The organism is Pseudomonas sp. N40(2020) (assembly GCF_014472415.1).
In the GTDB taxonomy this organism is placed as follows: Bacteria; Pseudomonadota; Gammaproteobacteria; order Pseudomonadales; family Pseudomonadaceae; genus Aquipseudomonas.
Genome location: NZ_JACSZV010000015.1, coordinates 46949 through 67821, shown reverse-complemented (window position 1 = coordinate 67821; position 20873 = coordinate 46949). Strand labels below are relative to the sequence as shown.

Below are 20873 nucleotides of genomic sequence, written 5' to 3'. Positions count from 1 at the left end.
TATGGAAAAGTCGAAGTTGCGCAAAGTCGGTATGGGATTGGCGTTGGTGGCGCTGGCCGGGTTGGTGTTCTATGCGGTAAAGGCGCCGGCCGAGGCGCCGCAGTACCTGACTGCCACGGTTGAACGCAGTGATATCGAAAACGCGGTGCTGGCCACCGGGTTGCTCGAAGGCATCAAGCAGGTGGACGTCGGTGCGCAAGTGTCCGGCCAGTTGAAGTCGCTCAAGGTCAAGGTGGGCGACAAGGTGAAAAAGGGCCAGTGGCTGGCAGAAATCGATCCGCTGGTGTTGCAGAACACCCTGCGTCAAGCCCAGGTCGATGAGGAAAACCTGCAAGCGCAAAAACGCGCCACGCAGGCCCAACTCAGGCAGACCAAGGCGATTTACGAACGCTACAAGAACTTGCAGGACGACGCGTCGATCTCGCGCCAGGACTTCGAAACCGCGCAGTCTGACTACGAAGTGCAGCAGGCCAATCTGATGTCACTGGACGCGCAGATCAAGAGTGCGCACATCCAGATCGACACCGCCAAGGTCAACCTGGCCTACACACGAATCGTCGCGCCGATCGATGGCGACGTGGTCGGCATCGTTACTCAAGAAGGCCAGACCGTTATCGCAAACCAGTTGGCGCCGATCCTGCTGAAATTGGCGGATCTGGACACCATGACCGTCAAGGCGCAGGTTTCCGAGGCCGACGTGATTCATATCATGCCGGGGCAGGAGGTGTATTTCACCATTCTCGGCGAGGACAAACGCTATTACGGCAAGCTGCGCGGCACTGAACCGGCACCGCAGAACTTTCTCGAAACGCCGCCCGCCGGCACGCCAAAACAGAACACGGCGGTGTTCTATAACGCACTGTTCGAGGTGCCCAACCCGGATCATCGCTTGCGCATCTCGATGACCGCGCAGGTGCGGGTGGTGCTGGATACCGCCAAATCCGTGTTGACCATTCCGGTGGCAGCGCTGGGGCCGCGCAACAGCGACGGCAGTTTTCCAGTACGCGTGCTGGACGCCAAGGGCCAGGCACAGGCGCGCAATGTGCAGACCGGGATCAACAACAACGTCAAGGTGCAGGTCAATGACGGTCTGGCCGAGGGCGACCGCGTGGTGATCGGTGATCCGGTGTCGACCGTGGCGGGGTCTTGACGATGAACGAGCCCTTGCTGCAACTGAGCGGGATTAGCCGCAGCTTTACCGCCGGCGACCGTGAGTTTCTCGCGTTGAAGGACATCAACCTGACGATCCATGCCGGGGAAATGGTCGCGATCATTGGCGCCTCTGGCTCCGGTAAGTCGACGTTGATGAACATTCTTGGCTGCCTCGATTACGCCACCGCCGGCAGTTACAGGATCAACGGTCAGGAAACCCGTGACCTCGATAACGAGGCCCTGGCGGCATTGCGTCGCGACTACTTCGGCTTCATCTTCCAGCGCTATCACCTGCTGCCGCACCTGAGTGCCATGCATAACGTCGAGATGCCCGCGATCTACGCGGGCATCCCGGAGCTGCAACGTCATGCCCGCGCTCGGGAATTGTTGGCGCGATTGGGTCTGCAAGGGCACCTGAGCCACCGACCGAGTCAGCTGTCCGGCGGGCAGCAGCAGCGGGTGAGTATCGCTCGGGCGTTGATGAACGGCGGTGATGTGATCCTTGCCGATGAGCCAACGGGGGCTCTCGATACCACCAGCGGCAAAGAGGTCATGCGCATTCTGCTGGAATTGCACGCTGCCGGGCATACGGTGATCCTGGTGACCCACGACCCGAAAGTCGCGGCCAACGCCGAGCGCATCATTGAGGTCAGTGACGGTGAGATCCTCAGCGACCGACGCAACGAGCGCGACACGGCGCAGCTGTCAGGCGACGAAGCGGTCCCTGCCAAATCCACCGCTGGACGACGCCTGGTCGCCAGCCTCGGTTTGTTCAAGGAAGCGTTCAGCATGGCCTGGGTCGCGCTGGTTTCGCACCGCATGCGCACCTTGCTGACCATGCTTGGCATCGTAATCGGCATTACGTCGGTGGTGTCGATCTCGGCAATCGGCGAGGGTGCCAAACGTTACGTGTTGAAGGACATTCAGGCGATCGGCAGTAACACCATCGATATCTATTCCGGCACCAGTTTTGGCGACAGCCGCTCGACGGCCATCGAAACCCTGGTGCCCGCTGACGTTGCCGCCCTCAATCAGCTGTATTACGTCGACAGCGCCACGCCGGTGGTCGGCCGAAACCTGCTGCTGCGTTATCGCAATATTGATCTGGATGCGCAGGTCAATGGTGTCGGCGACCTGTACTTTCAGGTACGCGGTATCAAGATGGAGGCCGGTATCCCGTTCAGTGAAAGCGACGCCCGGCGCCAGGCACAGGTGGCGGTGATCGATCACAAAACCCGGCTTCGGCTGTTCGGCGAACATGTCGACCCGTTGGGGCAAGTGATCCTGATCGGCAACTTGCCTTGTACGGTGATCGGTGTGGCCGCCGAGAACAAAAACCTGTTCGCTGCGAGCAAGTCGCTCAACGTCTGGGTGCCTTACGAAACTGCTGCCGGGCGCCTGTTGGGCCAGCGCTACCTGGACAGCATCAGCGTGCGGCTCAAGGACGGCCAACCCAGCAACGTGGTGGATGAACACGTCAACAAACTGATGCTGCAACGCCACGGCACCAAGGATTTTTTCACCAATAACCTCGACAGCATCATGCAGACCGTGCAGAAAACCAGTCGCTCGCTGGCATTGCTGCTGTCGTTGATTGCGGTGATTTCGCTGGTGGTCGGCGGTATCGGGGTGATGAATATCATGCTGGTGTCGGTGACCGAGCGTACTCGCGAGATCGGGATTCGCATGGCGGTCGGCGCCCGGCAATCGGATATTCGTCAGCAGTTTCTGGTGGAGGCGGTGATGGTCTGTCTGTTGGGCGGGGCGATCGGGATTTCGCTGTCCTACGCCATTGGCCACTTGTTTTCAGTATTTATCAAAGAATGGGAGATGGTGTTCTCGCTGGCATCGGTGCTGACAGCGGTGGTTTGCTCGACGCTGATCGGCGTTGTGTTTGGTTTTGTGCCGGCGCGCAATGCTTCACGGCTTGATCCGATCGAGGCGTTGGCCCGCGACTGATGGTACTCACCGAATTCCTGTAGGCGCAGCCTTCGGCAGCTCCTACAGGTGGGATTTTTGTCAGGCCGCCGTGGAAGCCGAAGTTTCCTGCGGCGAATACATCCAGCGCATCAACGAATGCCGCCCGCTGATCCCCAACTTGATCGCCGCGCGCTTGAGATAGCTCTCTACCGTGTTGACCTTCAACTGCAATTGCTCGGCCAGCTCCGGCGCAGTACGTCCTGCAAGCAGGCCGATGCACACTTCGGTTTCACGATTGGACAGACTCAACCCCAATTGCTGCAAGCGTTCATTGAAGCGCGCCCGCAGGGTTTCCAGTCCCGTGCCCTCGGCAGCTTCGCCCGGGTTTTCTGCACAAGGGTTGGCTGGCTGGAGTGCATCGATGTGCTTTTCCACCATCGGCAACAGAACCGGGGAGATGTCCTGCAACAGGCTGCGCTCCTGCGCGGAGAAGCGTTGCGACTGGCCGTTGCGGTATACCGAAATCACGTAGCGGTAACCGTCCTTGCGCCGGGTCAGGTGCAGTTGCGAAGCCTCGGCGGCGGTCGATGATTCCGGATTAGGCAAATCGTCGACCGCCGCGACACTGTGGTCGGAAAATACCGTTTCGGCCAACAACGCCGGCTCTTTCATGGGTTCCGGTTCACTGCGGGTCGCGGTGCGGCCCACCGGTTCAACACGCATCTGGCGGATGTGCGTGGCATCGACTGCCAGTTGAGTGAGGATCAGGTCATGCAGCATGCGCGGGAAATGACGGCTACCGGTGCTGGCGATGACTTTGCCGATGTGAGGGAACAGGTATGAATTCATTTACATCATCCATGAGTTTGCGGGGGCTAACACTCCTGCGACTTTGTCGACGATGTCCTTGAGCGACGAAAATTGCAGAAATTGGTTCTTATCCTAGTACAACGTTTGAGCGACGGTTTAATGAAGGCGTTATTAGCTCATAACCGGAGCCGTTGAGCACCAACGGTTTCTGCCCTGTTGCTTGGCCTGGTACAGGCAGGTATCCGCCGATTTCAGCAAGGTGGCAGGCGTGACCGTGTCATCGACCGGATGACGCGTGGTAATCCCGGCACTGGCCGTGACATAGCCCAAAGGGTGCCTGGCGTGTTCCATTCTGAGCGAGCGTATGGTTTGCAGAATATCTTCGGTCACCTGAATCGCTCCATCGCTATCGGTATTGGGTAACAGCACGGTGAACTCCTCGCCGCCGTAGCGCACGGCCAAGTCACCCGGACGCTTGACCGCTTGTTGGATCGCGCGTCCGACCGCGCTCAGGCAGTCATCTCCGGCGGCATGTCCGTATTGGTCGTTGTAGCGTTTGAAGTAGTCGACATCGAGCATGATCAGCGAGAGTGCCGAGCCTTGGCGCCGGGCCAGACGGACTTCATCGGCCAGCGCATTGTCCAGTCGGCGCCGGTTGCCAAGTCCGGTGAGGCTGTCGGTCAGCGCCATGTCGCGCATGGTCTGGTGGGCGTGGCGGATTTCCCGCTCCATCGCCATGCGCTGGCGCAGTTGGCTCAGTACGATGAGGCCGAAGCAAGTCAGCACCAGGATCAGAAACACCAGCACGAAGCCGTTTTTCAGCAAGTCCTGGCGCCATGGTTCGATGATCGATTCCTGGGAAAGCCCGGCCTCCACCACCAGCGGATAAGTGCTGAGGGCGCGATAGCCGTACAGACGTTCGGTGTCGTCGATGACGGCGCGCACTTGCGCGATGCCCACATTGGAGTTGGGCAGGTAGGTCTTGAATATCTCGCTGTTGGCCAGGCTCTTGCCGATCACTGACGCAATGAACGGGCGGCGCACGAGGATTGTGCCGTCACGTTTGGCCAACACCAGCGCGCCTTTGTCGTCGATCCTGAAGTCGCCGTAGTAGTCGACGAAATAGCTCACTTTGATCGTGCCCAGCAGTACACCGGCGAACGAGCCATCGGGATTATTCAGGCGGCGCGAGATGGGAATGATCAGGTCGTGGGTGGAGCGGCTTTCGACCACCTCGCCAATGCGCACTTGCCGATCGTCATGGGTGCGGTGGTACTGGAAATAATCGCGGTCGGCGTTATTAGCAGTCTCGGGCGTGACCTCCTTGTCGGTCACGATCCACTGTCCGTCAGGCCCGTAGATAAACAAGCCGTGCAACTGCGGCATGATTGTCGATTGCTGCACCAGCAGTTTGTGAATGCGCGGCACATCGAGGTTTTGCAGACCATCGCCTTCGATCCGTTCGCTGAGGGCCGCCGTCAGCACATCCATTTGCCGAATGGTGTCTTCGGCATGTTGAGCCGTCGCGCGGGTCAGGTTGGTAACTGAGTCGCGCGCGGAGGCGAAAGCGGCGCGATAGTCGCGCCATGTCCGCCAGCTCTCGACTGCCAGAAAGGCAACGACCACCACCAGCATGAAACTGACCGTGAGGCGAAAAGTCGATCCCGCCCTCACGGCTTTCAGGGCAGCGGGGGAGGTGAGCTTGTCAGCGTTCCGCTCTGGCGGGTGGCGTCCGAGCATGAACATCTCCTTGGTTTCGATTCAACGTAATGCATGGCAACAGTATGACAAGGATCGCCAGGAAGGTCGGGTTGTTGTCAGAGCAAGATTCAGTATGAATTGATTGTCTCTTCTGAGTTGACGGAGAAACGCTTTTCAGCCGATTTATCCCGTTTCAGTGTCTCAGTAATCTGTGCCCATCTTGAACGCAAACGAACTTCCACAATTACAAAGGGACGCACAGATGAACACTCCAACCTACAACCGCCTGAACAAAGACGACGCCGTAGTTCTGCTGGTCGATCACCAGACCGGTTTGATTTCTCTGGTACAGGACTTCTCGCCGAACGAGTTCAAGAACAACGTGCTGGCGCTGGCCGATCTGGCCAAGTTCTTCGAACTGCCGACCATCCTCACCACCAGTTTCGAACAAGGCCCGAACGGCCCGCTGGTACCGGAGCTGAAAGAGATGTTCCCCGACGCGCCGTACATCGCTCGCCCCGGCCAGATCAACGCATGGGACAACGAAGACTTCGTCAAGGCAATCAAGGCCACCGGCCGCAAGCAGATCATCATTGCCGGTGTAGTGACGGATGTGTGCGTAGCGTTCCCGACCCTGTCGGCGCTGGCGGAAGGGTTTGATGTGTTCGTGGTGACCGATGCCTCCGGCACCTTCAACACCACCGTGCAACAAGCCGCGTGGAACCGCATGACCCAGGCCGGCGCACAGATGATGAACTGGTTCTCGGTGGCCTGTGAGCTGCACCGCGACTGGCGCAACGACATTGAAGGGCTGGGTAACTTGCTGTCGCAGCGAATTCCGAACTACCGCAATTTGATGAATGGCTATGCGGCGCTGACCGCTCAGCAGAAGTAAGCCAACGCTGCAATGCCAGAAGCCTGCCCTTAAAAGCAGGCTTTTGCCCGTTGAAGTCTGAATCCACATTCCAGTGGCGATTCATCGGGAAGTCATGCTATTCGAGAGGCATCACCCGATACGTTTTGTAGAGCTGCTGAACCTCGGGATCATCCAGACTCTGGTACGAAATGCCGTCCTTATCCAAACCATCCAGTCCTTTTATGCCGCCAATCATTTCCGGCCATTCCTCACGGGTGGTGATATCGATGATGAAAGGCGCCAGGTAGCTATCCAGATGGCCGTGAAACGGATCTCGAATCTCGTCGCTGAGTGCCCGCAAATAGTCATCCTTGCTCGTCTTTGACCAATCGATGGCGAATCTGGTCCGAAAGCACAGCTCCATGTAAATGAGCAGGATGGTGCGGCCATTGCCATCGAGAAAAGGGTGCGCAGAAGCCAACTGGCCCATTACCTCGCCAGGCCGAGTCCGGAAGCGTTTCTTGTTTGCCGCAAGTTCAAGCGCGTATTCGACCGACCTTTTGATAAGGTCGGGACGCTCAAATATCGTGTGATGAGGATCATCCTTCGTTCCCTTGAAAACCGCCAAATGGGGGACCAGTTCATTCCTGTCTTTCCCCGCCCAAGGATAAAAACCGGAGAAAAGGATTTCGTGTGTTTTGAGGACTGTGTTGTAGTCGATAGGCTTCTTCCTGGCGAGATAGGCAAGAGCGTCGTCGATGCTGGCTTCGAAGGAGAGGTGCTCAGACTCTTTTACTTCAATGGGGTCTTTGAGTTTGAGCGAGTTTTGAAGATAACCTTCAGTCTCGAAATCGCCGAAGGGGTCGAAAGTCATGCGCTGATCTGCTTTTTACAACGCCTTTTTTCCTGCAGGTAGCGCCCTTGAAAGGCCATGAGCTCTGTCTTGCTCAGTACGCCTTTTCTTTTGAGGTTGACGAGCATTTGCTCAACACTGTCCAGTTCCACGACATCACCGGCCAAGCGCGTAATCGTAACGGCCATGTGGCTCAGGCTGTCGCGGTCGGCGGTAATCTCATGTTCTTTGGCGAGCTGGCGAACTTCAGACGCAACGCTGTCAGTGGCTGATCTAGTCATTTGGAACCCCTCATATACTCTTTCAGAGCATAGCATGGCGTCGTTTCCGTAATCGCTCCGGTGAGCACTCGGTGGCAGAACCTGGACAAACTCTCGGTGCAAACCACTCTTCAACATTGTCTCTTCTGAGTTGACGGAGAAACGCTTTTCAGCCGATTTATCCCGTTTCAGTGTCTCAGTAATCTGTGCCCATCTTGAACGCAAACGAACTTCCACAATTACAAAGGGACGCACAGATGAACACTCCAACCTACAACCGCCTGAACAAAGACGACGCCGTAGTTCTGCTGGTCGACCACCAGACCGGTTTGATTTCTCTGGTACAGGACTTCTCGCCGAACGAGTTCAAGAACAACGTGCTGGCGGTGGCCGATCTGGCCAAGTTCTTCGAACTGCCGACCATCCTCACCACCAGTTTCGAACAAGGCCCGAACGGCCCTCTGGTACCGGAGCTGAAAGAGATGTTCCCCGATGCGCCTTACATCGCTCGCCCAGGCCAGATCAACGCCTGGGACAACGAAGACTTCGTCAAGGCGATCAAGGCCACCGGCCGCAAGCAGATCATCATTGCCGGTGTGGTAACAGATGTTTGCGTAGCGTTCCCGACCCTGTCGGCACTGGCGGAAGGGTTTGATGTGTTCGTGGTGACCGATGCCTCCGGCACCTTCAACACCACCGTGCAACAAGCCGCGTGGAACCGCATGACCCAGGCCGGCGCACAGATGATGAACTGGTTCTCGGTCGCCTGTGAGCTGCACCGCGACTGGCGCAATGACATCGAAGGGCTGGGTAACTTGCTGTCGCAGCGAATTCCGAACTATCGCAATTTGATGAATGGCTATGCGGCGCTGACCGCTCAGCAGAAGTAAGCCGACGCTGCAATGCCAGAAGCCTGCCCTTAAAAGCAGGCTTTGGTTTTTTCTGCAGTTGGAAAGTCCAATCCTGGCGACGACCCGGAAGCGCAATATCGGGCGCAGCGATGCCTGCGAGTCGTTGCCTGAGGCAGCCTCAATCCAGTTTGGCGGACATCAAGCTGCCGACGCGCGAAACCAGTGTGTCGACGGCAAAGGGCTTGGTCAGCACTTGCATGCCCGGCCCGAGTTGGCCGCTGCCGATAACGGCGTTTTCGGCGTAGCCGGTAATGAACAAGGTCTTCAGTTTTGGGCGGATTTCCCGGCCCGCATCGGCCATCTGTCGCCCGTTCATACCGCCGGGCAATCCGACATCAGTGATGAGCAAATCGATGTGTGCGCTGGAGCGTAATGCTTCCAGTCCCTCGACGCTGTCGGCCGCTTCCAGGAGGGTGTAGCCGAGTTCGCTGAGTACGTCTATGAGCAACATCCGCACTGTCGGCTCGTCGTCGACAATCAGGATGGTTTCCCCTGCTTTTGCCAGAGGCGTTGTCGTGCTGTGAGTGGCATCGTGATTTTGCAGCGCCTCCCCGCGATACCGAGGCAAGTAGATGCACATCGTGGTGCCTTGGCCTACTTTCGAATGCACCCGCACCTGACCACCGGATTGCTTGGTGAACCCGTAGATCATCGACAGCCCCAGGCCGGTGCCTTGGCCGAGCGGCTTGGTGGTGAAAAACGGGTCGAAGGCTTTCGCGATGACGTCAGCGCTCATGCCAGTGCCGGTATCAGTGACACATAGACAGAGGTATTCCCCCTCGGGCATGTCCAGAGCACGGGCGGTCTCGAACGCCATTGTTCGATTGGCCGTCTCGACCGTGATTCTTCCGCCATCGGGCATGGCATCGCGGGCGTTGATGCACAGATTCAGCAGGGCGTTTTCCAGTTGGCTGGCGTCGACAAGGGCCGGCCAGAGATCGGGTGCGGCGACGGTATTCAAACGTATGCTCGGGCCGACGGTGCGCTGGATCAGTTCGGTCACCCCGGCGATCAGGGTGTTCACATCCGTTGGCCGTGGATCGAGGGTCTGGCGTCGGGAGAAGGCCAGCAGGCGATGGGTCAGGGCCGCGGCGCGTTTAGTCGCGCCCTGGGCGGTGACCAAGTACTTGTCGACCTCCTTCAGGCGGCCTTGAGCGATGCGTTTTTCTATCAGTTCCAGGGCGGCCGAGATGCCGGCGAGAAGATTGTTGAAGTCATGGGCCAGGCCGCCGGTCAGTTGGCCGACCGCTTCCATTTTTTGTGATTGGCGCAATTTCTCTTCGGCTTGCATGAGATCGGCTGTGCGTGCCAATACACGCTGTTCCAGAGTTTCGTTGAGCGCGCGCAATTCGGCGTTGGCGCGGTCGCGCTCCGCCTCGACATTGCGCCGATCCTCAACATCAATGAGCACACCGGGAAAGCGCAGCGGGGTGCCGTTGTCGGCGCATTCGACGCGACCGTTGGCCTCGATCCAGTTGTATTTCCCGTCGGCGCGGCGCACCCGGTATTGATGGGAGTAGGCGCCGCCGCGGGCAATCGCTTCATTGATCGCACCGGTGAGCCCCTCTCTGTCATCGGGGTGTACGGTCATCACCACTTGTTCCAGGGTCAGGCCGTCGCGGCCCAATGCGGGATCAAGGTCAAAAACCCTGGCGAAGGACTCATCCACAGTGAAGCGATCGGTCGGCAGATCCCAGTGCCAGGTACCGATAATGGCGCCGGCCGCGAGGGCGAGTTGCACGCGCTCGACGTTTTCCCGCGCTACCGCTTCGCTGATCCGCAAGCGCTCTTCGGCGTCTCGGCGTGCGGTGACGTCGCTGAAGAAAATCGCGATCTGGCGATCGGCAGGGTCACCGACCCGCACTGCACGCACATCGAACCAGCGTTCAAACGTATTGGCGTAATTCTCGAAGTTTGCCGGCTCGCCGGTCTTGGCCACGTGTCCGTAAGTCTCGAACCAGAACTTCTCAAGGTTAGGGGCGAACTCTGTGACCCATTTACCCCGCAGGTTGACGCCGCACTGACGTTCGAACGCCGGGTTGGCCTCGACGAAACAATAATCCACGGGGTGGTCGTCGGCGTCGAATTTGACTTTGACGATGGCGAATGCGGCCTCGATGGTTTCCAGAATGGTACTGAAGCGCGCCTCACTATTGGCGAGCGCCGCTCGGCTGGCTGCAAGCTGCTGGGCCATCTCCGGTGTTGCTACTGCGCTGCTCTCCAGAGCCAGGCGCAGGCGCATCACCTCTGCCTCAAGCTCCTCGCGAGTAAGATGCTTCAGAATTTCCACCACAGGGGCCTTCTTGATTTTTGTTTGAATTCATTCAACGCGGTTCAATCGAACACTGGGAATCCTCACATTGACACGCCGTCTGATGGTTAAGTTGCACCCGCACAGGAGGGGGAAGCCCGTTTTATAACGCCTCGCCGGCATCCAGTGTGGCGAGCAGCTTCTCGCCTCGCTGCCAAAGCGCCTGCTGCTTGGCCTCAGGCATGCGGTCGAGGTTTTTGTACATCATGCCCATACGCTGATTGCTGCGTAAAAGATCGCCATGGCGCATCAGAAAATGCCAGTACAACGCATTGAAAGGGCATGCGTTGTCAGCAGTGCTTTCGCTAACCTTGTAAGCACAGCCGCGACAGTAGTCAGACATTCGATTGATGTATTGGCCGCTGGCGCAGTAAGGCTTGGAACCGAGATAACCTCCGTCAGCGTGCATGACCATGCCCAAGGTGTTGGGCAATTCCACCCAATCAAACGCATCCATATAGATGGCCAGATACCACTCGCAGATCTGGCTCGGCGCGATGCCGGCGAGCAACGCAAAATTCCCCGTGACCATCAGCCGCTGGATATGGTGAGCATAGGCGTGTTTCAGGCTTTGGCCGATTGCCTGACGCATGCAGTTCATTTTCGTTTCGCCAGTCCAGTAGAATTCCGGCAATGGGCGCTTGTTACCAAATGAATTGCCTTGGGCATAGTCAGGCATCTTCAGCCAGTAAACACCGCGCACGTATTCGCGCCAGCCGATCAGTTGACGAATGAATCCCTCGGCGGCATTCAGCGCAACGCTGCCTGACCAGTAAGCCGACTCCACGTCACTGCACATCTGACGCAAATCCAGCAGTCCGATATTGAGCGCAGCGCTGATGCGCGCATGGAACAGAAAGGGTTCATCGCTGGCCATGGCATCCTGATAATCGCCGAACCCGGCCAGGCCATAATCGAGGAAGTAACGCCACAGTGATTGGGCGTCGGCGTGGGTCACTGGATAGTTGAAATCGTCCAGAGAACCGTAGTGGTGGCTGAAGCGTGCTTTGACCAGCGTAAGGACTTCGAGGGTGATGGCGTCGTTGGAAAAACCCGCCGGGTAGGGCGCGTTCACTCCCTTGGGCAAGGCTTTGCGGTTTTCGGCGTCAAAGTTCCAGGCGCCGCCGACCGGCGTACCGTCGCCATTGATCAACAGCCCGCTCTTGCGGCGCATCTCGCGGTAGAAAAACTCCATACGCAGCTGCTTTTTGCCGGCCGCCCACGCACTGAATTCCGTTCGACTGCACAGAAAACGCGTATCGGCATGCCAATGAATGGCTGGATCACAGTCCCTGAGAGACTGCTCCAGACGCCAGTCGCCACATTCAGTGACGTGCAGCTCTTCCGGTTGCAGAAGTGCCTGCCAGCGACCTAATTCACTCGGCACCGATCCGCTGTTGTGCGGATCATCAAGGGTGACGTACTCCACACGTACGCCTCTGGCTTGCAACGCCTTGGCGAAATGACGCATGGCGCTAAAGATCAGGGCAATCTTTTGTGGGTGATGAGTCACATGGCTGGCTTCTTCCATCACCTCGACCATGAGCACCGCATCCCGTTCGGGATCGAGCCCTTGCAATGAGGCCAGGTCAAACGAAAGCTGATCACCGAGGATCAGGCACAGGCGATTGACCTTGCTCATTCGGAACAGTCCAGCAGCGTCCGCTTCATCAAGTTGCTGTCAGCGAAAAAGGCAGCCGCAACTCTTCGACCGGGCCTGAATCCCGGCCGCACATTTCGTCGTGGACACATTGCTGCACCAACACGCAGGGAAACGCCGGAACGGTTTGCAGCAAGTCCCGCAGATGACTGATTGAGCGCAGTCGCATGGGTTTTGCCGCATCGTCGAGCAAAGTGAAATGGCCGTGATCCATGCGGATGCGCGCCAGATAAAAGCCACCTTCGAGCGACAGCAGTTCCAGTTCACGTATTTCGCTATTGGCAGCGCGTTCGGTGAGGGTTTGCAGATTCATCAATCACTCCTTGCCTACCAGGGTAGGCGTTCTCCGTCGTAGGCAAAGAAATGGCCGCTGTCTGACGGCGTCAGCCGGTCGATCAGGGTCAATAATTCGTGGCTGGCAACGCTGGCCGGGCGGGCCGCCGATGCACCGCGAAAAGGTTGCGACAGCGCCGAAACGACTGTGCCGGGATGCAGGCTCAGCAAGCGACTGTGAGGGCGAGTGCGGGCCAGTTCGATGGCCGCGGTTTTGATCAGCATGTTCAGCGCGGCTTTGGAGGCGCGATAGGCGTACCAGCCGCCCAAACGGTTATCGTCGATGCTGCCGACCTTGGCCGAGAGCATCGCCATCGCGCCTTGGGGATCTAGCAGTGGCAGGAAGTAGCGCAAGACCATCGCCGGCCCCAGCGTGTTTACTTGAAACACTGCCTGGAGCGCGTCGTGTTCCATCGCGCTGTAGCTTTTTTCCGGCTTGATCGCATCGCGATGCAGCAGGCCGGCGGCATGTACGATCAGTTGATAAGGCGCTTCTGTCGCCAGTTCCGCGGCGGCGCTGGCAATTGTCTCTGGCCGTTCCAGATCCAGCGGGGGATCCGTTTTACGCCCCAGTTCACGAACACCTGCACATCGAGAGTCCTGCTTCAGCCACTCGCAGAACGCAGCGCCGAGTGCGCCACTGGCGCCGATGACCAGGGCGCGGTAGCCGTCACCCAGTGAAGTCATCGTGAGCGAGTCGGTCATTGATTGTCTCCCGCACTCTGGCGACGGAAGAACAATGTCACTTGGCCGATCTCGACACCGAACTTGGACATGGTGGTGCGATTGATCAAGGTGTCTTCGTCCATCAAGTACATCCAGTCGTCCATGCTCACTTCATAAACGGAGCCATCGACCGGCAGGCTCAAGATGTAGCGCCAACGCAGCGCGTTGCCGGCAACTTCACCCTTCGCCTCACCGACCACATCGCCGGCGCGGCCGCGCCATTTGCCCGCACCTTCCGGGGTCAGGGTCCAGACGCGACGCTCGCGAGTGCCGTCGCTATAGAGAAAACGCTCGTCGAGAATCAGGTTGTTACCCTCGCGGCGACTCTCGATGTTCACCTCGAAGCGCTTGACGACTTCGCCAGAGCGTTTTTGAAACATCCCCCAGGCTTTGACGGGTTTGCTAAAAAACTTCTCCAGGTTGAAGGCCGGTTGCTGGTCGGCATAGTGCCCGACCTCAACGCTGCCACAGCTCGACAGGCTGAGCACCAGAGCCAGTAAAACCAAAAAACGGGTCATTGTTTTTACTCCCTGAATACACAGGTCGAGGTGGAGGACATTCCACAAAAGTGCTTGTACAGCTATCTATGCTTGTACAGGTTTAATGGCGTATTTGACTCGACAAACCGCCAACGAAATCACTTTCATCGGCTGATCAGTTGGAGGAACTCCTGACGCGTGCTAGAGGACTCTCGAAAGGCACCGAGCATGACCGATGACGTCATGACCGAATTCTGCTTTGCCACACCGCGCATCATCATGCACATGTGCCGGGCCTCAATGACCACGGCTACACCCGCAGCATCGGTAATTTGCTGGATCGCATCGGCGATCTGTCTGGTCAGGTTTTCCTGGATCTGCAAGCGGCGCGCGAACATATCGACCACCCGGGCCACTTTCGACAGCCCCAGCACCCGGCCAGTCGGGATGTAGGCCACGTGGGCCTTGCCGATGAAGGGCAGCATGTGGTGTTCGCACAGTGAATAAAGCTCGATGTCGCGAACGATGACCATTTCATCGTTCTGTGACTCGAACAGCGCGCCATTGATGATGCCTTCCAGGTTCATCGAGTAGCCGTCGCACAGGTACTGCATGGCTTTGGCTGCACGCTTGGGCGTGTCCCGCAGGCCTTCGCGGTCGGGGTTTTCACCGACGCCGAGAAGAATTTCACGGTAATGGTTGGCTAATGATTCAGTCATTCGGATTTCTCGCGGCGTTGCGACAGGATAGGAGTGCGGCAACTGCTGTGGCTGTCGTGACAACGACGGCTGCCGTCCGGGTGAGGCAGCCAGGCCAAGTGAGGACGCAGGTGGCAGAACAAGCGATAAGCAATGGCAAACAAAGGCCGGGTCAAACGCCAGCTCAGGGGGGCGACCCAGACGCCAAGCCCTGCGGCTCGCCAGCTCCATAGCGTAGCGTCGAGGCCTTTTACCCAGCGTCCATCGTCGAATCGTGCATGCAGTGAGGATTGCATTTGCTTAAGCGTGAACCCCAGTGCGGCTGGATCGAAGTCCTCATGGCTAAGGTCAACGAAGCGCAGGCGTGTTTCGACGGCGTGTTGGCGTAACAGCTTGATTTCTCGCGCACAGAGCGGGCATTCACCGTCAAAGTAAAGCGTCAGTGGCCACGGCTCTAAGTTGTACATTGCGGCATGCCTTGTATAGGCTTTTTATAAAGATAGGCCGAAAAAATCGAGCTGACAATGGAGCGCCATTCTTTTTGTGAAGATAGGAAGTCGTTACATCCAGGCGCCCCACGGAACCGGGAGCGGATTGGGCGGCGCAAAGCAGCGCTCCCGCAAGAGCGGGAGCACTGTTTCGGGCTCTTTGCGTCAGGCGAGGTAGGCCGGGTAATCCACGTACCCTTCGGCATTGCCGCCATACACCGTGGCCGGGTTCAGCGCGTTCAGCGGCCAGTCATTGGCGATCCGCGCGGGCAGGTCCGGGTTGGCCATGAACGGGCGGCCGAAGGCGACAAAGTCTGCCAGGCCAGAATCGAGCAACTGCGCACCGGATTGCGCGTTGTAGCGTCCGGCGTAAATGATCGCGCCGCTGAAGGTGTCGCGCACCGCTTGGCGAAAGGTTTGCGGCATGGCGGGTGCATTGTCCCAGTCCGCTTCGGCGATCGACAGATAGGCAATGCCTACCTCTTCCAGCACTTTGATCGCCTCAATGTAAGTGGTGTGCGGATCTTCCTCGACCAGGCCCAGGTAAGTCCGCGCTTCATCGGTGGTGCTGAACAGCGGCGCGAAACGTACGCCGACTTTCTCCTTGCCGATGCACTCGGCGACACCGGCTACCACTTCGCGCAGAAAACGCAGGCGATTTTGCAACGAACCACCGTACTGATCGGTGCGCAGATTGCTGTGGGCGGAGATGAACTGGTTGACCAGATAGCCGTTGGCGCAGTGCAGTTCGATGCCGTCGAACCCGGCGTCCATCGCGTTGCGTGCAGCCTGAATGTAGAGCTGAATCAGTTCCTGCACTTCATCGGTGGTCAACGCGCGAGGAGCGGACGGCGATACCAGCTCACCCGCGCCAGGCGCGGTTTCGATGAACACGCTGACTCGGTCGGTAGACACTGCGGACGCTGATACAGGTGCCGCGCCTTCGGGCTGCAACGCGGTGTGGGAAACCCGGCCCACATGCCACAACTGGGCGAAGATCATGCCATCGACGGCATGCACGGCCTCGGTGACTTTGCGCCAGCCGGCGATTTGCTCAGGTGTGTGAATGCCCGGGGTCCAGGCGTAACCCTGGCCACGCGGTTCGATCTGTGTGCCTTCGGTGACGAGCAAACCGGCGCCGGCACGCTGCTGGTAATACTCGGCCATCAGCTCGTTGGCGATGTTGCCCGGTTGCGTGCTGCGCTGGCGGGTGAGGGGCGGCAGAACGATGCGGTTTTTCAGGGTGTGAACGCCCAGTTTGGCGGGCTTGAAGAAGCTGCTGTTGTTCATGGAGTTGACCTTGATAAATGTCTGCAATCCGGTCGTTTATTAGACCAGTCGACTAGTTGATGAGCGAAAAAAAACACCGTGCAAGCCGCACACGGTGTCTGGAGTTGTAAAAGGCTTAGCCGAGCATCTTCAGCAGTTTCTCGGCGACAGCGGCGGAGCTTGCCGGATTCTGTCCGGTGACCAGTTGCCCGTCAGCCACCACATACACCTGCCAGTCGGCGACTTTGGAATAACGCCCGCCGAGACGCTGGAACTCGTCTTCGATGAGGAAAGGCACCACTTCCGTCAAACCGACCGCCGCTTCTTCGGCATTGGTGAAGCCCGTCACTTCGCGGTTTTGAATCAGCGGTTTGCCGTCGGCATTCAGGACGTGACGCAGCACACCCGGTGCATGGCAGACAAATCCGTGGGGCTTGTTGGCACGGTCGAAAGCTTCGATCAACGCGATCGACTGCTTGTCTTCGGCCAGGTCCCACAGCGGGCCGTGGCCACCCGGGTAGAACACGGCATCGAAATCATCAGCGCTGACATCGGCCAGACGCCCGGTGTTGGCCAGTACCTGTTGCGTCGCCGGGTCATTGCGAAAGCGCTCGGTTTCTGCGGTTTGTGCATCTGGCTCGTCGCTTTTCGGATCGAGCGGTGGCTGGCCGCCGGCCGGCGAAACCACGGTGATCTGTGCACCGGCATCCTTGAAGGCGTAGTAGGGCGCGGCGAATTCTTCGAGCCAGAAACCGGTTTTCTTGCCGGTGTTGCCGAGTTGATCGTGGGAAGTCAGAACCATCAGGATTTTCATAAAGCACCCTTGCATTGATCAGGTGTTATCGAAGCGCGACGGATTCGCACGTTGGGGACACCCGGTGATGTTTGTCGGGACACAGCATAGATTCCAATTAGACCAGTCGTCTAGTAATTTTTTTGCCTGTGGGTTTTTAGACCTCGGGTGTGGCAAACTCGCATTTCTTCGAAATATACGACTGGTCTATTGTTTGGTATTTAGCGCCCCATGAAAGCGACCTACGACGATACTCGCCAACACTTGCTCGACACGGGTCACCGGATGATGGCCGAGAAGGGCTTCACCAGTGTTGGCCTGAACGAGATCCTGCAAACCGCAGGTGTGCCCAAAGGCTCGTTCTATCACTACTTCAAATCCAAGGAACTCTACGGACAGGCCTTGCTTGAGGATTACTTTGTCTGTTACCTCGCCGACATGGAGCAGCGCCTGACTCTGCCAGGGCTGAACGCCTATGAGCGGCTGATGGATTACTGGCAGGGCTGGCAGAACCGTTGCACTCTTGAAGGGCATGGTGACGAATGTCTGGTGGTCAAGCTCAGTGCCGAAGTGGCCGACTTGTCCGAGTCCATGCGCCTCACATTGCGAGATGGCGCCGAACGGGTGGTGGCCCGCATTACCCAGTGCATCGAACAGGGCCAGGCTGAAAAAAGCCTGCCTGCGGGAGACGCCCGGCACTTGGCTGAAACCCTGTATCAACTGTGGTTGGGCGCCAGCCTGCTAAACAAACTGCAGCGCACGGGGCAGTCGCTGAACACCTCGATGGCGACGACCAAGCAGCTGCTGGGTGTTTAACGCGGCGTTCACGGTTAAATCACCGCCCATTCATCGCGATATTGCAGGAGGAAATCCACGAACGCCCGCACGCGTTGGGGAACGTAGCGACCGTGCGGGTACAGCAAGGTGTATGGCCGGGAACGACCTTTATAGGGCTGAAGAACCTCGACGAGACGGCCGTCTGCCAGTTCCTGTTCGACAATGAACTTGTAGGTCTGGAACAGTCCCGCGCCGTTTCTGGCCAGCGTCACACCGCCGAGCACATCGTCAGAACAGGAGTAGCCTCCGTCGGAGTACACCTCACGATCCGTGCCATCCTCCAGAAACAGCCACGAAATTTTTCGCCCGCTGCTGGGCAACTCAAACTGGATGCACTCGTGCTGATCCAGGTCTTCCAGGGTTTTCGGCATGCCGGCCTTGTGCAGATAGTCGGGCGAGGCGACCACCACCAGCTTCGCGTCTTCCAGCAAGCGCGCGATCATGGTCGAGTCCGGTTGCGCCCGAACCCGGATCGCCAGATCGTAGCCTTCCGCGACGAAGTCGATGTTGCGATTGCCCAAGTGAATATCCACGGAGACTTCGGGATAGAGCGCGCGAAACTTTGGCAACAGCGGCAGAATGCGGTGATGCCCGTAAGTGGTCGGCACACTGATGCGTAACTGCCCCGAAGGTGTCGTCTGCGCGCCCATGACTTCTTGCTGGGCTTCAACCAGTTGCGTCAGTGCCTGACTGCATTGCTCGAAAAACTTTCTTCCCGCTTCGGTCAATCGAATGCTGCGCGTCGTTCGGGTAAACAGGCGCGAACCCAGCCTCTGCTCCATGCGCAGAATCGACCGGCTCACCGCTGCCGGTGTTACCCCGGCCAGTTGGGCGGCAGCCGTGAAGCTACCGGCCTCGGCGGCGAGGCAAAAGAGCTCGATACTGCCCAACTGCAAGTCATCAAAGTGGCGCTTCATAATCGATTACACCGAGAATCAACGGACATTTCATTCGGGTGTGTACCACATGAAAAGGCACCGCCGGTATAGGCCGGCGGTGCTTTTTCATGTCGTAAACAAAACGTCTGGATCAATGACCTGCACTCTGGCCCCCGTCGACGTGAAGGATTTCGCCGGTCACGAAGTTCGCGGTGTCCAGATAAAGGATCGCTTGAACGATGTCATCAATTTCGCCCATGTGGCCAACCGGGTGCAGGTTGCCCAGTGCTTCGTGAGTCTCGACGCCATGCATCGGGGTCTTGATGATGCCTGGTGACACGGCGTTGACCCGAATGCCGCGCTTGGCATACTCGATGGCCAGCGATTTGGTCGCAGCGTTGATGCCACCCTTGGTCAGCGAGGCCAGCACCGACGGTACGCCGTCAATCGCATGATCCACCAGGCTGGTGGTGACGCTGACGATGTGTCCGCTGTTGTGCTTCTCCATCTCGGCAATGGCCAGTTGGGAGATGTGGAAGAAGCCGCTCATGTTGGTGGCCACGACCTGAGCGTAATCTGCTTTGCTGTACTCGGTGAACGGCTTCGCCACGAAGATACCGGCATTGTTGACCAGCGTATCGATACGGCCGAAGCGTGCAACGGCTTCGCGGATAACGCGCTCGGCGGTTTCAGGGTCAGCAATGTCGCCAGCGACGGTCAGAATATCCGGGTCTGTAGACGGTTTGATCGAGCGGGAAGTGGCGACCACCTGATAGCCGCGATCACGGAAACCCTTTACCAAACCTGCGCCAATGCCTTGGGATGCGCCAGTAATCACTACAACTTTATTGGACGTGCTCATGATGAATCCTCATTGAATCGAAGTTAATTGAGTAAACAAATTTGCAACTGTCAGACGTGAGCCGCGACCTGCGCTGCCTGACGTAGCGCTTGCTCGTATTCGGCGACCGATAGCGATCCGGACATGAGTTGCCGATCATTCAGAACCATCGCCGGAACCGAGTTGATGCCGCGCTGCTGGTAAAACGCTTCAAGTTCACGGACTTCGCGACTCAACTCATCGGATGCCAGCACTGCCTGCGCACGTTCGGTATCAAGGCCAACTTCGCCAGCCAGCGTCACCAGCGTTTCACGGTCATTCGGGTTCTTTCCGTCCGCGAAGTAAGCCCGTAACAGGACTTTCTTCAGTTCGCGCTGGAGCCCCTGTGTCGATGCCCAAAGCAACAAGCGATGGGCATCGAACGTGTTGTAAAAATGACTGCGTTTTTCCAGGTCAAAGCGAAAACCGATCTGCGCGCCGCGTTCAATGATCATTGCGTTGCGCTCGGCCACTTGCTGAGCCGTGCGGCCGTACTTGCGGATCATGTGGGCGATGGCGTTTTCACCTTCCGCCGGCATGTCCGGATTCAGCTCGAACGGTTTGTAAGTCAGCTCAACCTCGACTTCACCGGCCAGGTTCACGATCGCTTGCTCAAGTGCGGTAGCGCCCAGTGCACACCAAGGGCAGACGACATCCGAGACAAAATCGATTTTTACCGTGCGGCTCATGACGGCGAGTCCGTCAACTGTTTGCGGTACTCCGTGGTCGTCATACCGGCATAACCCCAGTTATCGGTGTCAACTTCCTCGATCACGATGTGGGTGAGTTTCGGATCCTTGTTCAGAACCCGTTCCATCGTTTCCGTGATTTCCTTGATCACCTGGGCTTTCTGCTCCCGGGTGACGCCGTCACGGGTGATACGCACGCTGATGAAAGGCATTTGAATATCTCCAGTCGCAGGCCTGTCGGGATGATGGGCTGCTGTTGGAGAGAACTTTAAGAAGTTGCTGGAGATTGATAAATGGGGCTTGAGGTACATCATTTGTGATGCGGTGTATCAAATGTAAACGGCGTGATGGCCCTGATTGCGGCACCAC

The 20873-nt window shown here is 58.0% G+C and carries 22 protein-coding genes; 5 read left to right on the top strand and 17 right to left on the bottom strand.

What is annotated here, in order from left to right:
* Nucleotide 1 precedes the first annotated feature (1 nt).
* Both macA and IAI51_RS12280 read left to right on the top strand, forming a co-directional pair.
* Nucleotides 2-1150, top strand: a complete 1149-nt coding sequence (gene macA / locus IAI51_RS12285; RefSeq protein ID WP_187678735.1) for a macrolide transporter subunit MacA — start codon at nt 2-4, stop codon at nt 1148-1150.
* 2 nt (nt 1151-1152) lie between these two features.
* Nucleotides 1153-3111 (top strand): MacB family efflux pump subunit, encoded by a 1959-nt coding sequence (locus IAI51_RS12280; protein WP_187678734.1) that lies wholly within the window; start codon nt 1153-1155, stop codon nt 3109-3111.
* Between the two features lie 60 nt (nt 3112-3171).
* Here IAI51_RS12280 and IAI51_RS12275 read toward each other — a convergent pair whose 3' ends face one another.
* Both IAI51_RS12275 and IAI51_RS12270 read right to left on the bottom strand, forming a co-directional pair.
* Nucleotides 3172-3921, bottom strand: a complete 750-nt coding sequence (locus IAI51_RS12275; RefSeq protein ID WP_187678733.1) for a helix-turn-helix transcriptional regulator — start codon at nt 3919-3921, stop codon at nt 3172-3174.
* 132 nt (nt 3922-4053) lie between these two features.
* A complete protein-coding gene (locus IAI51_RS12270; protein ID WP_187678732.1) occupies nt 4054-5622 on the bottom strand; it encodes a sensor domain-containing diguanylate cyclase in 1569 nt (522 codons plus the stop codon).
* A 223-nt stretch (nt 5623-5845) separates the two neighbouring features.
* Between IAI51_RS12270 and ycaC (IAI51_RS12265) the strand changes: the two genes are divergently transcribed.
* On the top strand, nt 5846-6478 hold the full coding sequence (ycaC, locus tag IAI51_RS12265) for an isochorismate family cysteine hydrolase YcaC (RefSeq protein WP_123532046.1): 633 nt from the start codon (nt 5846-5848) through the stop codon (nt 6476-6478).
* 97 nt (nt 6479-6575) lie between these two features.
* On the opposite strand, the gene IAI51_RS12260 is transcribed toward ycaC (IAI51_RS12265), so the two are convergent.
* Together IAI51_RS12260 and IAI51_RS12255 are read right to left on the bottom strand one after the other, a co-directional pair.
* Complete coding sequence (locus tag IAI51_RS12260; RefSeq protein ID WP_187678731.1) at nt 6576-7313, bottom strand: Fic family protein; 738 nt, start codon at nt 7311-7313, stop codon at nt 6576-6578.
* Nucleotides 7310-7573 (bottom strand): hypothetical protein, encoded by a 264-nt coding sequence (locus IAI51_RS12255; protein ID WP_187678730.1) that lies wholly within the window; start codon nt 7571-7573, stop codon nt 7310-7312. Before IAI51_RS12255 ends, IAI51_RS12260 begins: the two co-directional genes overlap by 4 nt.
* Before the next feature lie 236 nt (nt 7574-7809).
* On the opposite strand from IAI51_RS12255, the gene ycaC (IAI51_RS12250) reads away from it, so the two are divergent.
* On the top strand, nt 7810-8442 hold the full coding sequence (gene ycaC, locus IAI51_RS12250; RefSeq protein ID WP_187678729.1) for an isochorismate family cysteine hydrolase YcaC: 633 nt from the start codon (nt 7810-7812) through the stop codon (nt 8440-8442).
* 139 nt (nt 8443-8581) lie between these two features.
* Here ycaC (IAI51_RS12250) and IAI51_RS12245 read toward each other — a convergent pair whose 3' ends face one another.
* From IAI51_RS12245 to IAI51_RS12205, 9 genes are all read right to left on the bottom strand, one after another.
* Nucleotides 8582-10753 carry an ATP-binding protein gene (locus IAI51_RS12245; protein ID WP_187678728.1) on the bottom strand — a complete coding sequence of 724 codons (2172 nt, stop codon included), beginning with the start codon at nt 10751-10753 and terminating at the stop codon, nt 8582-8584.
* A 124-nt stretch (nt 10754-10877) separates the two neighbouring features.
* The gene (locus IAI51_RS12240) at nt 10878-12416 is read right to left on the bottom strand and encodes a cryptochrome/photolyase family protein (RefSeq protein ID WP_187678727.1); all 1539 of its coding nucleotides are present in this window, start codon (nt 12414-12416) and stop codon (nt 10878-10880) included.
* Between the two features lie 28 nt (nt 12417-12444).
* A complete protein-coding gene (locus tag IAI51_RS12235) occupies nt 12445-12747 on the bottom strand; it encodes a DUF6482 family protein (RefSeq protein WP_187678726.1) in 303 nt (100 codons plus the stop codon).
* 14 nt (nt 12748-12761) lie between these two features.
* Complete coding sequence (locus IAI51_RS12230) at nt 12762-13472, bottom strand: SDR family oxidoreductase (protein ID WP_187678725.1); 711 nt, start codon at nt 13470-13472, stop codon at nt 12762-12764.
* A complete protein-coding gene (locus IAI51_RS12225; protein WP_187678724.1) occupies nt 13469-14011 on the bottom strand; it encodes a DUF3833 domain-containing protein in 543 nt (180 codons plus the stop codon). The genes IAI51_RS12230 and IAI51_RS12225 overlap by 4 nt, the downstream gene beginning before the upstream one ends.
* Nucleotides 14012-14136: 125 nt before the next feature.
* Nucleotides 14137-14691: a GTP cyclohydrolase I FolE gene (gene folE, locus IAI51_RS12220; RefSeq protein WP_187678723.1), complete on the bottom strand. Its 555-nt coding sequence runs from the start codon at nt 14689-14691 to the stop codon at nt 14137-14139.
* A complete protein-coding gene (locus IAI51_RS12215) occupies nt 14688-15137 on the bottom strand; it encodes a thiol-disulfide oxidoreductase DCC family protein (protein ID WP_187678722.1) in 450 nt (149 codons plus the stop codon). The genes folE and IAI51_RS12215 overlap by 4 nt, the downstream gene beginning before the upstream one ends.
* Before the next feature lie 186 nt (nt 15138-15323).
* Complete coding sequence (locus IAI51_RS12210) at nt 15324-16448, bottom strand: alkene reductase (protein WP_187678721.1); 1125 nt, start codon at nt 16446-16448, stop codon at nt 15324-15326.
* A gap of 115 nt (nt 16449-16563) precedes the next feature.
* Nucleotides 16564-17241: a type 1 glutamine amidotransferase domain-containing protein gene (locus IAI51_RS12205; protein ID WP_187678720.1), complete on the bottom strand. Its 678-nt coding sequence runs from the start codon at nt 17239-17241 to the stop codon at nt 16564-16566.
* Between the two features lie 210 nt (nt 17242-17451).
* Between IAI51_RS12205 and IAI51_RS12200 the strand changes: the two genes are divergently transcribed.
* Nucleotides 17452-18036, top strand: a complete 585-nt coding sequence (locus IAI51_RS12200) for a TetR/AcrR family transcriptional regulator (RefSeq protein WP_187678719.1) — start codon at nt 17452-17454, stop codon at nt 18034-18036.
* Nucleotides 18037-18050: 14 nt separating this feature from the next.
* On the opposite strand, the gene IAI51_RS12195 is transcribed toward IAI51_RS12200, so the two are convergent.
* From IAI51_RS12195 to IAI51_RS12180, 4 genes are all read right to left on the bottom strand, one after another.
* Nucleotides 18051-18974: a LysR family transcriptional regulator gene (locus IAI51_RS12195; protein WP_187678718.1), complete on the bottom strand. Its 924-nt coding sequence runs from the start codon at nt 18972-18974 to the stop codon at nt 18051-18053.
* A 112-nt stretch (nt 18975-19086) separates the two neighbouring features.
* Nucleotides 19087-19797, bottom strand: a complete 711-nt coding sequence (locus tag IAI51_RS12190; RefSeq protein ID WP_187678717.1) for an SDR family NAD(P)-dependent oxidoreductase — start codon at nt 19795-19797, stop codon at nt 19087-19089.
* 50 nt (nt 19798-19847) lie between these two features.
* Nucleotides 19848-20504, bottom strand: a complete 657-nt coding sequence (locus tag IAI51_RS12185) for a DsbA family oxidoreductase (protein ID WP_187678716.1) — start codon at nt 20502-20504, stop codon at nt 19848-19850.
* Nucleotides 20501-20716 (bottom strand): tautomerase family protein, encoded by a 216-nt coding sequence (locus IAI51_RS12180; protein WP_187678715.1) that lies wholly within the window; start codon nt 20714-20716, stop codon nt 20501-20503. Before IAI51_RS12180 ends, IAI51_RS12185 begins: the two co-directional genes overlap by 4 nt.
* Between the last annotated feature and the right edge of the window lie 157 nt (nt 20717-20873).

What these genes read in the sequence shown, in the direction of transcription:
- macA (WP_187678735.1), top strand. Translation starts at nt 2, where the DNA reads ATGGAAAAGTCGAAGTTGCGCAAAGTCGGTATGGGATTGGCGTTGGTG.
- IAI51_RS12280 (WP_187678734.1), top strand. Translation starts at nt 1,153, where the DNA reads ATGAACGAGCCCTTGCTGCAACTGAGCGGGATTAGCCGCAGCTTTACC.
- IAI51_RS12275 (WP_187678733.1), bottom strand. Translation starts at nt 3,921, where the DNA reads ATGAATTCATACCTGTTCCCTCACATCGGCAAAGTCATCGCCAGCACC.
- IAI51_RS12270 (WP_187678732.1), bottom strand. Translation starts at nt 5,622, where the DNA reads ATGCTCGGACGCCACCCGCCAGAGCGGAACGCTGACAAGCTCACCTCC.
- ycaC (WP_123532046.1), top strand. Translation starts at nt 5,846, where the DNA reads ATGAACACTCCAACCTACAACCGCCTGAACAAAGACGACGCCGTAGTT.
- IAI51_RS12260 (WP_187678731.1), bottom strand. Translation starts at nt 7,313, where the DNA reads ATGACTTTCGACCCCTTCGGCGATTTCGAGACTGAAGGTTATCTTCAA.
- IAI51_RS12255 (WP_187678730.1), bottom strand. Translation starts at nt 7,573, where the DNA reads ATGACTAGATCAGCCACTGACAGCGTTGCGTCTGAAGTTCGCCAGCTC.
- ycaC (WP_187678729.1), top strand. Translation starts at nt 7,810, where the DNA reads ATGAACACTCCAACCTACAACCGCCTGAACAAAGACGACGCCGTAGTT.
- IAI51_RS12240 (WP_187678727.1), bottom strand. Translation starts at nt 12,416, where the DNA reads ATGAGCAAGGTCAATCGCCTGTGCCTGATCCTCGGTGATCAGCTTTCG.
- IAI51_RS12235 (WP_187678726.1), bottom strand. Translation starts at nt 12,747, where the DNA reads ATGAATCTGCAAACCCTCACCGAACGCGCTGCCAATAGCGAAATACGT.
- IAI51_RS12230 (WP_187678725.1), bottom strand. Translation starts at nt 13,472, where the DNA reads ATGACCGACTCGCTCACGATGACTTCACTGGGTGACGGCTACCGCGCC.
- IAI51_RS12225 (WP_187678724.1), bottom strand. Translation starts at nt 14,011, where the DNA reads ATGACCCGTTTTTTGGTTTTACTGGCTCTGGTGCTCAGCCTGTCGAGC.
- folE (WP_187678723.1), bottom strand. Translation starts at nt 14,691, where the DNA reads ATGACTGAATCATTAGCCAACCATTACCGTGAAATTCTTCTCGGCGTC.
- IAI51_RS12215 (WP_187678722.1), bottom strand. Translation starts at nt 15,137, where the DNA reads ATGTACAACTTAGAGCCGTGGCCACTGACGCTTTACTTTGACGGTGAA.
- IAI51_RS12210 (WP_187678721.1), bottom strand. Translation starts at nt 16,448, where the DNA reads ATGAACAACAGCAGCTTCTTCAAGCCCGCCAAACTGGGCGTTCACACC.
- IAI51_RS12205 (WP_187678720.1), bottom strand. Translation starts at nt 17,241, where the DNA reads ATGAAAATCCTGATGGTTCTGACTTCCCACGATCAACTCGGCAACACC.
- IAI51_RS12200 (WP_187678719.1), top strand. Translation starts at nt 17,452, where the DNA reads ATGAAAGCGACCTACGACGATACTCGCCAACACTTGCTCGACACGGGT.
- IAI51_RS12195 (WP_187678718.1), bottom strand. Translation starts at nt 18,974, where the DNA reads ATGAAGCGCCACTTTGATGACTTGCAGTTGGGCAGTATCGAGCTCTTT.
- IAI51_RS12190 (WP_187678717.1), bottom strand. Translation starts at nt 19,797, where the DNA reads ATGAGCACGTCCAATAAAGTTGTAGTGATTACTGGCGCATCCCAAGGC.
- IAI51_RS12185 (WP_187678716.1), bottom strand. Translation starts at nt 20,504, where the DNA reads ATGAGCCGCACGGTAAAAATCGATTTTGTCTCGGATGTCGTCTGCCCT.
- IAI51_RS12180 (WP_187678715.1), bottom strand. Translation starts at nt 20,716, where the DNA reads ATGCCTTTCATCAGCGTGCGTATCACCCGTGACGGCGTCACCCGGGAG.